The organism is Streptomyces mobaraensis NBRC 13819 = DSM 40847 (genome assembly GCF_017916255.1).
In the GTDB taxonomy this organism is placed as follows: Bacteria; Actinomycetota; Actinomycetes; order Streptomycetales; family Streptomycetaceae; genus Streptomyces; species Streptomyces mobaraensis.
The window spans coordinates 1,887,489-1,900,865 of the sequence record NZ_CP072827.1; the positions used below are offsets into that span (position 1 = coordinate 1,887,489).

At 73.5% G+C, this 13,377-nt stretch carries 8 protein-coding genes; 5 read left to right on the top strand and 3 right to left on the bottom strand.

From position 1 onward, the window contains the following. Positions 1–238 precede the first annotated feature (238 nt). Positions 239–1,090, top strand: a complete 852-nt coding sequence (locus J7W19_RS07655) for a class I SAM-dependent methyltransferase (protein ID WP_004948074.1) — start codon at positions 239–241, stop codon at positions 1,088–1,090. Between the two features lie 52 nt (positions 1,091–1,142). Here J7W19_RS07655 and J7W19_RS07660 read toward each other — a convergent pair whose 3' ends face one another. Further along, positions 1,143–2,678: an L-lactate permease gene (locus J7W19_RS07660; protein WP_210455307.1), complete on the bottom strand. Its 1,536-nt coding sequence runs from the start codon at positions 2,676–2,678 to the stop codon at positions 1,143–1,145. Between the two features lie 222 nt (positions 2,679–2,900). Between J7W19_RS07660 and hrpB the strand changes: the two genes are divergently transcribed. Further along, the gene (gene hrpB / locus J7W19_RS07665; RefSeq protein ID WP_040892196.1) at positions 2,901–5,429 is read left to right on the top strand and encodes an ATP-dependent helicase HrpB; all 2,529 of its coding nucleotides are present in this window, start codon (positions 2,901–2,903) and stop codon (positions 5,427–5,429) included. A gap of 19 nt (positions 5,430–5,448) precedes the next feature. Here the strand turns inward: hrpB and J7W19_RS07670 are convergent, their stop codons facing one another. Both J7W19_RS07670 and polA read right to left on the bottom strand, forming a co-directional pair. Beyond that, a complete protein-coding gene (locus J7W19_RS07670) occupies positions 5,449–5,640 on the bottom strand; it encodes a hypothetical protein (RefSeq protein WP_004953055.1) in 192 nt (63 codons plus the stop codon). Between the two features lie 227 nt (positions 5,641–5,867). Further along, positions 5,868–8,606 carry a DNA polymerase I gene (gene polA / locus J7W19_RS07675; RefSeq protein ID WP_004953058.1) on the bottom strand — a complete coding sequence of 913 codons (2,739 nt, stop codon included), beginning with the start codon at positions 8,604–8,606 and terminating at the stop codon, positions 5,868–5,870. Positions 8,607–8,850: 244 nt separating this feature from the next. On the opposite strand from polA, the gene J7W19_RS07680 reads away from it, so the two are divergent. The 3 genes from J7W19_RS07680 (at position 8,851) to J7W19_RS07690 (ending at position 13,229) form a co-directional block, all read left to right on the top strand. Beyond that, entirely contained in the window at positions 8,851–11,145 is a 2,295-nt protein-coding gene (locus tag J7W19_RS07680) for an FdhF/YdeP family oxidoreductase (protein ID WP_004953061.1), read from the top strand. A 93-nt stretch (positions 11,146–11,238) separates the two neighbouring features. After that, positions 11,239–11,706 (top strand): PaaI family thioesterase, encoded by a 468-nt coding sequence (locus tag J7W19_RS07685; protein WP_004953064.1) that lies wholly within the window; start codon positions 11,239–11,241, stop codon positions 11,704–11,706. A gap of 299 nt (positions 11,707–12,005) precedes the next feature. Next, on the top strand, positions 12,006–13,229 hold the full coding sequence (locus J7W19_RS07690; RefSeq protein ID WP_004953067.1) for a branched-chain amino acid ABC transporter substrate-binding protein: 1,224 nt from the start codon (positions 12,006–12,008) through the stop codon (positions 13,227–13,229). Positions 13,230–13,377 lie beyond the last annotated feature (148 nt).

Genomic DNA, 13,377 nt, shown 5'->3' on the forward strand with positions numbered 1-13,377 from the left:
GGACATACAACAAGTACGAAAGCGGCCTGCTCGGTCCGAGGCGCGCAGGCTCGCAGCGCAACTTGTAGCATACGGGGGCAGCCGGACACGGTCAATGCGCGAAGGCGCACACCAGGGACAAAATGCCCCGAATCCGGCACAACTCACCTTGCGGGAGCCGTTCGAGACCTCCCGGCGGCCGAATACCTTACCCGCAAGCTTCCCTCACCCCCATCACCCCGGGATCGCGACCACCCAGATGACGCCAGACACGTACGAGCCGCGGCAGGACCTCCAGGACGACCGGCAACCCGAGGCGGGCGAACCGGAGGCGACCAGGCGAAACGCCGGCGAGACCGAGAGCAGCCGGGCCAGCCGTGGCTGGTGGGACGGCAACGCGGACGAGTACCAGCGGGAGCACGGGGAATTCCTCGGCGACGACCGTTTCGTCTGGGGCCCGGAAGGGCTCGACGAGGCGGACGCCGGCCTGCTCGGCCCGGCCGCCGCTCTGGCCGGACGGGACGTCCTGGAGATCGGCGCCGGGGCCGCCCAGTGCTCGCGCTGGCTCGCCGCCCAGGGGGCCCGGCCGGTGGCGCTGGACCTCTCGCACCGGCAGCTCCAGCACGCGCTGCGGATCGGCGGAGGCGTCCCGCTGGTGGAGGCGGACGCCGGCGCGCTGCCGTTCGCGGACGGCTCCTTCGACCTGGCGTGCTCGGCCTACGGCGCGGTGCCGTTCGTGGCCGACCCGGTGCGGGTGATGCGTGAGGTGCGCCGGGTGCTGCGGCCCGGCGGCCGGTGGGTCTTCTCCGTCACCCACCCGATCCGCTGGGCCTTCCCGGACGAGCCGGGCCCCGAGGGCCTGTCCGTCGCCGCCTCCTACTTCGACCGCACCCCTTATGTGGAGCAGGACGAGACGGGACGTGCCGTCTACGTTGAGCACCACCGGACCCTCGGCGACCGGGTGCGGGACGTGGTGACGGCCGGGTTCCGGCTGGTCGACCTCGTCGAGCCGGAGTGGCCGGAATGGAACACCCAGGAGTGGGGCGGCTGGTCCCCGCTGCGCGGACATCTGATCCCTGGGACGGCGATCTTCGTCTGCGAACGGGACTGAGCCCGGGAACGCGCGCCGGGCCGCACCGCCGCACGCGGGTCCGTGCGGCGGCTCAGCCCCACAGGACGCCGATCACCCCGGTCGTCAGGAACACCAGCGCGTGCACGCCCAGGACCGTGCGCAGCACCCAGCGGGTGTCCACCGGTGTGTCGGCGGGCGCCTGCACGACCGCCGGGGCCGCGGTCAGCTCCCGTGTGGCGGTCCCGCCGGCCCCCGGCGCGCCCGCCGGAACGGGCTCGGCCCCGGGGCGTACGGAAGCGGGACCCGGCGCGTTCTCCGCCAGCTGCGCCGCCAGGGCGACGCGCGCCGCGGCGGCGCCGGAGGCCAGCGCGGCGCTGACGTTCTGCACCGCGACGAGGTGTGCCGCGGAGTGGCCGAGCGCCCGGGCGGTCTCGGCCTGGCCGGCGGCGAACATCGCGTTCGCCCCGGTGTTGGAGCCGGCCAGGAACCCGCCGACCGCGCCGATCCAGGGCGCGAGGAAGAGGTACGAGGAGCCGAGCGAGGCGCAGGCCCCGGCGATCTCCCGGCTCATGCCGGTCACGGTCAGCAGGGTGCCCAGGGCGAGGAAGACGACGGTCGTCAGGGCCACCTGCCACCAGCGGCCGAACGCGGCGCGGGCGGCCCCCGCCAGTACCGGCTCGCCGGCGCCCAGCAGGCGCGGGGCCAGGACGGCGGTCAGCGGCAGCCAGCCGGCGGGACCGGCGGCGACCGTCCACCAGCCCTCGGTGATCCCGGCCGCCGCCGGCGCCGCACGGCTCAGCAGCAGGCCGGCGACCAGGAACCCGTAGGGCGACAGGGCGCGGCCGACGGGCTCGCCGCCCCCGCCGCTCCGCTCCCGCAGCCGGGAGACGAGCAGCAGGACGGCCATCGTGACGAGCCCGCCCAGCACCCCGGCCGGCGGCACGCCGACGTAGGCGTCGACGGCCCAGACGGTGGCCCAGAGCGCGGTCACGGCGATGGCGAGGTCGCCCGCGGCGGCCAGGGCGCGGCGGACGCCGAGGCCGACGGCCAGGGCGGCGGCGCCGCAGATGAGGAAGACGGGCGCGGACAGCAGGGCGGAGTCGACGCCGAGCCGCCGGAAGCCGACGTCGCCCAGTTCGGCCGCGACCAGGCTGCCCGGCGCCAGCGAACCCCAGGGCACCGTCACCAGCCCGAGCAGGCCCGCCGCCGCGGCGCGCGCCGGGGGCAGGCCCAGCCGGCGCAGCAGCGGGATGGCGACGATCACGCCGATGCCGAAGCCGGTCAGCGACTCGGCGAACGGAGTGACTCCCAGCGTCACCAGGAGCACCGCGCGCCCCGGTGAGCTGCAAGCGCCGCCGAGCCACTCCCCCATGCGCGCCTGGGCGCCGGTGCGGGCCATCAGTTCGCTGAGCAGGATGCCGCCGAAGAGGATCGCCGCGAGTTCCACGACGGTGGGCAGCATGCGCAGGTGGGCGTCGCCGAGTTCCCCCAGCGGGGTGCGGAAGGCCGTGGCGGTGAGGACCGCGGCGGTCGTCAGGGCCGCCAGGGCGGCGTACAGCGCGCGCACGCCCAGGGCGAGGAGCACCAGGGTGACGAGGACGGGCAGGGTGGCGAGAGCGGCGTTCACACGTGACCTCTGCGGTCCGGTTGCCACCGGACCGGTACTGAGCTGCGGAGACGCGGTGGCGGCCGGCCGTCCTCGCTGTTCCGCGCGGGCAGGGGTGAGCAGCATGCGCCGCACCCGGCGGAACGCTCAACGGCGGTCCGGATAGTCGGTCACCTCGTGGCCGGAACGGCGCGGCCGGGGTGCGGAACCGTCCGTTTCCGCGGGTCGGCGACACTGGTGCGCGTGATCCGTACCGACGTCCTCGACCGGCTTCCCGTCCGCGGTGCGCTGCCCGCGCTCGTCTCCGCCCTCGACGGGCACGGCACCGCCGTGCTCTGCGCGCCGCCCGGCACGGGCAAGACGACGCTGGTGCCGCTGGTCCTGGCCGGTCTGGTGGGGGCGCCGGGTCCGGTCCGGCGGGTCCTGGTGGCCGAGCCGCGGCGGATCGCCGCCCGCGCGGCGGCGCGGCGCATGGCGTGGCTGCTGGGCGAGGAGACCGGGGGCCGGGTGGGTTTCACGGTGCGCGGCGAGCGCAGGGTGGGGCCCGGGACCGTCGTCGAGGTGGTGACGACGGGTGTGCTGCTGCAGCGGCTCCAGCGCGACCAGGAGCTCTCCGGGGTCGACGTGGTGGTGCTCGACGAGTGCCACGAGCGGCATCTGGACGCCGACACGGCGGCGGCGTTCCTGCTGGACGTGCGGGCCGCGCTGCGGCCGGAGCTGCGGCTGGTCGCCGCGTCGGCGACGACCGACGCCGAGGGGTGGGCGCGGCTGCTCGGCGACGCGCCGGTGGTCGCCGCCGAGGGCGTGTCGCACCCGGTGGAGACGGTGTGGGCGCCGCCGGAGCGGCCGGTGCGCCCGCCGCACGGGACGCGCGTGGACCCGGTGCTGCTGGAGCACGTGGCCGGCGTGGTGCGGCGGGCGCTGCGGGAGCGGGCGGGGGACGTGCTGTGCTTCCTGCCCGGTGTCGGCGAGATCGCCCGGGTCGCGGGGCTGCTGGGCGGCCCCGCCGAACTGGGGGCGGAGGTCCTCCAGGTGCACGGCCGGGCTCCGGCGGCCGTGCAGGAGGCGGTGCTGGCGGGCGGGTCGGGGACGCGGCGGGTGGTGCTGGCCACGGCGGTGGCCGAGTCGAGCCTGACCGTGCCGGGCGTCCGCGTGGTGGTGGATTCCGGGCTGGCCCGGGAGCCGCGTACGGACCACGCGCGCGGGCTGAGCGCGCTGGCCACCGTCCGGGCGTCGCGGGCCGCCGGCCGGCAGCGGGCGGGCCGCGCGGGGCGTGAGGCGCCGGGGACCGTCTACCGCTGCTGGGCGGAGGCCGACGAGGCGCGGCTGCCCGCCTTCCCCGCGCCGGAGATCCTGGTCGCCGATCTGGCGGGGTTCGCACTGCAAGCGGCCTGCTGGGGCGATCCGGACGCGAGCGGGCTGGCGCTGCTGGACCCGCCGCCGGCCGGCGCGCTGGCCGCCGCGCGCGCCGTGCTGACGGCCACGGGCGCCGTGGACGCGGACGGGCGCCCCACCGCGCGCGGCCACCGGATGGCCCGGCTGGGCGTGCATCCGCGGCTGGCCCGGGCCCTGCTCGACGGCGCCGCCGAGGTGGGGGCGCGGCGCACGGCGGAGATCGTGGCGCTGCTGAGCGAGGAACCGCCGCGCGAGTACGGCGACGATCTGGCCGCCGCCTGGCGGGCCGCGCGCCGGGGTGGTGACGCGTATGCCGCGCGCTGGCGGGCGGAGGCCCGGCGGCTGGAGTCGGCGCTGCGCGGCGTCTCCGAGAGAACGTCCGGGGACGCGCTCACCGATGACGCCGCCGCGGGCCTGGTCGCCGCGCTGGCGTTCCCCGAGCGGGTGGCGCGGGCGCGCGGTGAGGGCGCGTTCCTGATGGTGTCGGGGACGGGTGCCGTCCTGGGCGACGGTTCACGGCTGCGCAGCGCGCCGTGGCTGGCGGTGGCCGTGGCGGACCGTCCTGTCGCCTCGGCGTCGGCCCGGGTGCGGCTGGGCGCGGTGATCGACGAGGACACGGCCCGGGCGACCGCCGGGGCGCTGTTCGCCGAGGCGGAGGAGGTGTGCTGGTCGGCGGAGCGCGGTGACGTGGTGGCCCGGCGCGTGGCCCGCCTGGGCGCCGTCGAGCTGTCCTCGCGGCCGCTCGCCTCCCCCGACCGCGTCCTGCTCCGCGCGGCCCTGGTGGAGGGGTTGCGGGCCGAGGGGCCGGGGCTGCTGCGCTGGACTCCGGAGGCGACCGGGCTGCGGGAGCGGCTCGCGTTCCTGCACCGGGAGCTGGGCGCGCCCTGGCCGGACGTCTCCGACGAGGCACTGCTGGCGGACCCCGAGGCGTGGCTCGGTCCGGAACTGGACGCGGCGCGGCGCCGCGCCGATCTGGAGCGGGTGGACGCCCGGGCCGCCCTGGAGCGGCTGCTGCCGTGGGCGGGCGGGGAGGCGGCCCGGCTGGCCGAGCTGGCCCCGGAGCGGATCGAGGTGCCCAGCGGGTCGCGGATCCGGGTGGACTACGGGAGCGGACGGCCGGTACTGGCCGTCAAGTTGCAGGAGTTGTTCGGTCTGGAGCGGACCCCGACCGTGGCCGGCGGGCGGGTGCCCGTCCTCGTCCACCTGCTGTCACCGGCCGGGCGGCCGGCGGCGGTGACGGCGGACCTGGCCTCGTTCTGGCGCGACGGCTACCGGGCGGTCCGGGCCGAGCTGCGGGGCCGCTATCCGCGGCACCCCTGGCCGGAGGACCCGTCGACGGCGGAGCCCACGCGGCGGGCGAACGCCCGGCGCCGGTGAGGGCGCCGGGCGGGGCCGGTCAGGGCAGATAGCGTTCCAGCGCCGCCGCGCCCTTCTCCTCGATGTGCCGCCGGGCGGCCTCCACCCGTTCCGGAGTGACGTCGTGCCCCGAGGCCATGACCAGGTCCTCGGGGTCGAAGGGTCGCTCACTCCCGGTGTAGAGCCGCTGCGGCGCTGATGCCGTGGACGCGTCCTCGGGACTCTCCTTCACGGCGAGCCTCCTCTGCTCCGCGGTCCCCCTCCCCGGGGGACCGGCCGTTCGGGTTTCCCTCCATCGTGTGACACGGATCGGGCGTGCGCACACCGATCTCCCCGGAAAAACTTCCGTCTCCCCCGAAACACCGGCCCGGTGCGCCTCCGGAAACGCGCGCACCCGCCGACGGCCGGTACGTGGTCGGTACCGGGTCGGCGGGTGCGGCTCGGGCGGCCTCAGTGGGCTCAGTGAGCGGCGGACTCCCAGTCGCCGCCGACGCCGACCGACACGTCGAGCGGGGCCCGCAGGCTCACGGCCCCGGCCATCTCCCGGCGCACCAGCTCCTCGACCTTCTCCCGCTCGCCGGGGGCCACCTCCAGCACGATTTCGTCGTGCACCTGGAGCAGCATCCGGGTGGCCAGCTTCTCCTTCTCCAGCGCCTCGGCCACCCGCAGCATGGCGACCTTGACGATGTCGGCGGCGGTGCCCTGGATGGGCGCGTTGAGCGCCATGCGCTCCGCCATCTCCCGCCGCTGGCGGTTGTCGCTGTTGAGGTCGGGCAGGTAGCGGCGGCGGCCGAGCATCGTCTCGGTGTAGCCGGTGGCGCGGGCCTCCTCGACCACCCGGCGCAGGTAGTCGCGCACTCCGCCGAACCGCTCGAAGTAGGTGTCCATCAGGCCGCCCGCCTCGCCCGGGGAGATCCCGAGCTGCTGCGAGAGACCGAACGCGGACAGCCCGTAGGCGAGCCCGTACGACATGGCCTTGATCTTGCGCCGCATCTCCGGGTCGACCTCGGTCTTGGCCACGCCGAAGACCTGGGAGGCGACCGTGGTGTGCAGGTCCTCGCCGGAGGTGAACGCCTCGATGAGGCCCTCGTCCTCCGACAGGTGGGCCATGACGCGCAGTTCGATCTGGCTGTAGTCGGCCGTCATCAGCGACTCGAAGCCCTCGCCGACCACGAAGCAGCGGCGGATGCGGCTGCCGTCGCCGGTGCGCACCGGAATGTTCTGCAGGTTGGGGTCGGTGGAGGACAGCCGGCCGGTGGCGGCCACCATCTGGTTGAAGGTGGTGTGGATCCGGCCGTCCGCCGCCAGGTTGTTGATCAGGCCGTCGACGGTCGTCTTGAGCTTGGCGCGGTCGCGGTGGCGCAGCAGGACGACCGGCAGCTCGTTCTCCGTCTGGGCGGCGAGCCAGGCCAGCGCGTCGGCGTCGGTGGTGTAACCGGTCTTGATCTTCTTGGTCTTGGGCAGGCCGAGCTCCTCGAAGAGGATCTCCTGGAGCTGCTTGGGCGAGGAGAGGTTGAACTCGCGGCCGGCGGCGCGGTGCGCCTCGGCGACGGCCTGCTCGATCTCGCCCAGGTACTCCTCGGACAGCCGCTCCAGGCGGGCCCGGTCGACGGCGATGCCCTCGCGCTCCATGGCGACGAGCAGGTCGCCGACCGGGAGCTCCAGGTCGCGCATCAGCTCCAGCGCGCCCGTGCCGGCGAGCTTCCGCTCGTAGAAGACGCCCAGGTCGAGGACCGCGCGGGCCTCGATCATCAGCTTCTCGGCGGCTTCCTTGTCGGCCGTGCCGTCGAAGTCGAACGCCTGCTGGCCGGCCTCGGCCTTGTCGGGGTCGACGCGCGGGAGGGACCGGCCGAGCTTGTCCTCGACCAGCACCTCCAGCTCGGTGAGCTGGCGCTTGCCCTTGTTGATACGGACCTTGCCGGCCCGCTTCTGCCGGTGGCGGTTGAGCGGGTCCGTCTCGAACGGCCGGGAGCCCGGCTCGTCCAGGTAGGCGGCGACGGCGGTGTCCATGGTGACGCCCTCGACCCGCCAGCCGCGCTCGGCGAAGACGCGGACCACGCGCTTGCCCATGTGCAGCACCTTGGGGCGGTCCGCGTCGGCCAGCCAGGCGGCGAACGCCCGGTCGTCGTCCTCGGACAGCTCCTGCGGGACGAACCAGCAGGCCCGGTCGTCCGGCAGGGCCAGCGCCACCTCGTGGACGTCGCCCGAGCCGAGCTTCCAGTCGTAACCGGCGACCACGGCGGCCGGCACGTCCGCCGGGATGTCGGCCAGCCAGCCGGCCAGCTCGCCCTGGCCCAGCATCCGGCCGTCCAGTTCGATCTCCAGCTCCTCGGCCGCCTCCTCGACGACCGCGGCCGGGTCCGTGCCCCACAGCCGGTCGCGCAGGCTCCGGTTGCGGATCTCCAGGCGGTCCAGCAGCCCGCCGAGCGCGGTGAGGTCGTACGCCTCCCGGACCAGCCCCTCCGGGCCCGTCGACAGCTCGACGTCCCGCACCATCTCGGTGAGGCGGCGGTTGAGCTTGACCGCCTCCAAGTGCTCCCGCAGGTTCTGCCCGGCCTTGCCCTTGACCTCGTCGGCCCGCTCCACCAGCTCCGCGAACGAACCGAACTGGTTGATCCACTTCGCGGCGGTCTTCTCGCCGACGCCCGGGATGCCCGGCAGGTTGTCCGACGGGTCGCCGCGCAGCGCCGCGAAGTCCGGGTACTGGGCGGGCGAGAGGCCGTACTTCTCCTGGACCTTCTCCGGCGTGAAGCGGGTCAGCTCCGAGACGCCCTTCGTCGGGTAGAGCACCGTGACTGCGTCGCTGACGAGCTGGAACGAATCCCGGTCGCCGGTGACGATCGACACCTCGAAGCCCTGGGCCTCGGCCTGGACCGCCAGGGTGGCGATCACGTCGTCCGCCTCGTACCCGTCGACGGCGAAGCGCGGCACCCGCATGTGGTCCAGCAGCTCGCCGATCAGCTCCACCTGCCCCTTGAACTCGTCGGGGGTCTTGGACCGGGTCGCCTTGTACTCCGCGTACTCCTCGGAACGCCACGTCTTGCGCGACACGTCGAACGCCACCGCGAAGTGCGTGGGGCTCTCGTCACGCAGGGTGTTCGCGAGCATCGACGCGAAGCCGTACACCGCGTTCGTCGGCTGGCCGCCGGAGGTCGTGAAGTTCTCCGCGGGCAGCGCGAAGAAGGCCCGGTAGGCCATGGAATGCCCGTCCATCAGGAGCAGGCGGGGACGGCCTCCCGTACCTCCCCCCGCGGCCTCGGGGCCGGTCGGCTCGGTCGCGTCGGACGGTGATTTCGATGCCTTTGCTGCCACGCCCCCGATCCTGCCACGACCCACTGACAATCCCCGCCACACCGCCGCCGCCCCGACTGTCCGACCCCCGTGACAGGATCGTCACCGGCAGCACTTCCACGCGACCGCCTCACCGGCCAGGGGGAACGACATGGCAGGCAAACCACCGACCGGCGACCCCGTCCAGGACGCCCCCGAGGTCACCGCGCCGCAGCACGCCGCGGCGGGCCTCACCGCCATCGGGCACTCGTTGCGCGCCGCCCAGCGGCAGATGGGCGTCCGGCGCACCGCGCTCACCCTGCTCAGGGTCAACCAGAAGGACGGCTTCGACTGCCCGGGCTGCGCCTGGCCCGAGCCGGACAAGCGGCACACCGCGGAGTTCTGCGAGAACGGCGCCAAGGCCGTCGCCGAGGAGGCGACGCTCCGCCGGATCACCCCCGCCTTCTTCGCCGTCCACTCGGTCGCGGATCTCGCCGGCCGCAGCGGCTACTGGCTCGGCCAGCAGGGCCGCCTCACCCGCCCCATGTACCTCGCGGAGGGCGCGGACCACTACAAGCCGGTGAGCTGGGAGCGGGCCTTCGGCATCATCGCCGACGAGCTGCGCGCCCTGGAGTCGCCCGACGAGGCCGTCTTCTACACCTCGGGGCGCACCAGCAACGAGGCAGCGTTCCTGTACCAGTTGTTCGCCCGCGAGTTCGGCACCAACAACCTGCCCGACTGCTCGAACATGTGCCACGAGTCCTCGGGCTCGGCCCTCACCGACACCCTCGGCGTCGGCAAGGGCAGCGTCCTGCTGGAGGACCTCTACAAGGCCGACCTGATCATCGTCGCCGGGCAGAACCCGGGCACCAACCACCCCCGGATGCTCTCCGCCCTGGAGAAGGCCAAGCGCGGTGGCACGAGGATCATGACCGTCAACCCGCTGCCCGAGGCGGGCCTCGAACGGTTCAAGAACCCGCAGAACGCGCGCGGCCTCGCCGGCTCCGGCACCCCCCTCACCGACCTCTTCCTCAAGATCCGGCTCGGCGGCGACCAGGCCCTCTTCCGCCTCCTCAACCGGCTGGTCCTGGAGACCGAGGGCGCCGTCGACGAGGGATTCGTCCGCGAGCACACCCACGGCTACGAGGAGTTCGCCGCCCTCGCCCGCGGCGCCGACTGGGACGAGACCCTGCGCGCCACCGGCCTGGCCCGGGAGGAGATCCTGGCCGCCCTGCGCATGATCCTCGACTCCGAACGCACCGTCGTCTGCTGGGCCATGGGCCTCACCCAGCACAAGCACGCCGTCGTCACCATCAAGGAGATCGTCAACCTCCTGCTGCTGCGCGGCGCGATCGGCCGCCCCGGCGCCGGCGTCTGCCCCGTCCGCGGCCACAGCAACGTCCAGGGCGACCGCACCATGGGCATCTTCGAACGCCCCGCCCCCGCCTTCCTCGACGCCCTGGAGAAGGAGTTCGGCTTCGCCCCGCCCCGCGAGCACGGCCTCGACGTGGTCCGCGCCATCCGGGCGCTCCGCGACGGACAGGCCAAGGTCTTCCTCGCCATGGGCGGCAACTTCGTCTCCGCCACCCCCGACACCGACGTCACGGAAGCGGCCGTCCGGCGCGCACGTCTCACGGTCCACGTCTCCACCAAGCTCAACCGCTCGCACGTGATCACCGGAGCGCGGGCGCTCATCCTGCCCACCCTCGGCCGCACCGAACGCGACCGGCAGCGCGGCGGCGACCAGTTCGTCACCGTCGAGGACTCCATGGGCATGGTCCACGCCTCCCGCGGCCGGCTCGACCCCGCGAGCCCCCACCTGCTCTCCGAGCCCGCCATCGTCTGCCGTCTGGCCCGCGCCGTCCTCGGCACCGCCTCCACCACCCCCTGGGAGCGCTTCGAGGAGGACTACGGCACCATCCGCGACCGCATCGCCCGCGTGATCCCCGGCTTCGAGGACTTCAACGCCCGCGTCTCCCGCCCCGGCGGCTTCACCCTGCCCCACGCGCCCCGCGACAGCCGCACTTTCCCCACCACCACGGGGAAGGCCAACTTCACCGCGGCGCCCATGGAGTACCCGCACGTCCCGGAAGGCCGCCTGCTCCTCCAGACCATCCGCTCCCACGACCAGTACAACACCACCATCTACGGCCTCGACGACCGCTACCGCGGCATCAAGAACGGCCGCCGCGTCGTCCTCCTCCACCCCGACGACGCCCGCGACCACGGCCTCGCCGACGGCGCGTACGCCGACCTCGTCAGCGAGTGGACGGACGGCACCGAACGGCGCGCCCCCGGCTTCCGCGTCGTCCACTACCCGACGGCACGCGGCTGCGCCGCCGCGTACTACCCGGAGACCAACGTCCTGGTGCCGCTGGACCACACCGCGGATCAGAGCAACACCCCCGCGAGCAAGTCCGTCATCATCCGACTCGAACCCACCGAGCGTCCCGCGAGCACCACCTGATAACAAACGTCTACGCATTGACTTCGGATGCTTCGCGCACCTGAAGTAACGCGCACCTCACGTACGCCACGAGCACCAGGGGAGCCGAGAAGCATGGGCGAACAGAGCCGGACCGTCTTTCCGCAGGAGATCCTCGACGCCTGGGCCGGCAGCGGCCTGGACCTGCCCGCCCTCTTCTCCGCGGGCCACCTCGGCGAGCGCATGGGCGTCCGCGTCGTCGAGGCGTCCCCCGACCGCGTCGTCGGCACCATGCCGGTCGAGGGCAACACCCAGCCGTACGGGCTGCTCCACGGCGGCGCCTCCGCCGTGCTCGCCGAGACGCTCGGATCCGTCGGCGCCATGCTGCACGGCGGACCCACGCGGATCGCCGTCGGCGTCGACCTCAACTGCACCCACCACCGCGGGCTCCGCTCCGGCCTCGTCACCGGCGTCGCCACCCCCGTGCACCGCGGGCGCACCAGCGCCACGTACGAGATCGCCGTCACCGACGAGCAGGGCAAGCGCGTCTGCTCCGCCCGCCTCACCTGCGTCATCCGCGACAACCCGCAGGCATCCGCCTGACAACTCCCCGGCCGTGGAGGGCGGTTGCCACATCCACGGCCACCGGGTGAATCTCCCGGCGGCGGGGCGGGATCCACCGATGCGGAATGTGATCTGCGTCATAACAAGACAGTCACATCCTGGACGGCACCTCTGCCCCGCGCCGTCACCCTGCCCTTACAGTCACGGCCATCCGCCACCCCGCCGGGCGGCCCCGCACCCGTTCCCTCCTCCGTCCTTGCCCCCGGCGAGCGACACGGCACCCGCACCACAGCGAAGCCGCCGCGCCAGGGAAAGGACTCACCGTGCGACACCGTCCCTTGCTCCTGCTCACCACCGCACTCACCGCCGGGGCCCTCACCCTGAGCGCCTGCGGCTCCCGCGACGACGACAAAGGGGGCGACAACGGCGACAAGGGTGGCAGGAAGACCACCGTGGTGATCGGCCTCGACGCCCCCTTGACCGGCGACCTCTCCGCCCTGGGCCAGGGCATCAAGAACTCCGCCCACCTCGCCGTCACCAACGCCAACAAGAGCAACGAAGTCCCCGGCGTCACCTTCGAACTGTCCGCGCTGGACGACCAGGCCCAGCCCACCTCCGGACAGCAGAACGCCACCAAACTCGCCGGCGACAAGAAGGTCGTCGGCATCGTCGGCCCGCTGAACTCCAGCGTCGCCCAGTCCATGCAACAGGTGGCCCAGTCCAACACGGTCGCCCTCATCTCCCCGGCCAACACCACCCCCGACCTCACCCAGGGCAAGGACTGGAAACAGGACCGGCGGAAGCGGCAGTTCAGCACCTATTTCCGTACCGCCACCACCGACGAGGTCCAGGGCGCCTTCGGCGGAAAATACGCCCACGATCAGATCAAGGCCAAGACCGCCTACGTCATCGACGATCAGAAGACCTACGGCGTCGGCCTCGCGGCCGCCTTCTCCACCCAGTTCACCGCACTCGGCGGAAAGATCGCCGGTACCGAGCACGTCAACCCCGAGGACCGCGACTTCAAGGCCATCGTCTCCAAGGCCAAGAGCTCCGGAGCCGACCTCGTCTTCTACGGCGGCGAATACCCGGCCGCCGCACCCCTGAGCCAGCAGCTCAAGGAGAGCGGCGTCAAGGCTCCCCTCATGGGCGGCGACGGCATGTACAGCGCCGACTACATCAAACTCAACAAGAAATCCGCCGGCGACTACGCCACCTCCGTCGGCAAACCCGTCGAACAACTCGACTCCGCCAAGAAGTTCATCGAGGACTACAAGGCCGCGGGCTACAAGGACCGCTACGAGGCGTACGGCGGCTCCACCTACGACGCCACCTGGGCCATCATCCAGGCCGTCAAAGCCGTCGTCGCCGACAACGGCGGCAAACTGCCCGACGGCGCCCGCGCCAAGGTCGTCGAGGCCCTCAACAAGGTCAAGTTCGACGGGGTCACCGGAACCGTCTCCTTCGACAAGTACGGCGACACCACCAACACCATGATCACCGCTTACCAGGTCGAGGGGGACACCTGGAAGGCCCGCCACAGCGCCGAGTTCAAACGCTGACCCGGCCCGGCCGGCCGAACGGACAGCGGCGGCCCCGGGCACGCCGAAACGATTCCTCCCACTCCACTCCCGCCGTGCGCCAACCACCCGGCGCGGACCCGCCCGGCCCGCGCCGACCGCCGCGGCCTTGTCCCACGACGTCTCATCC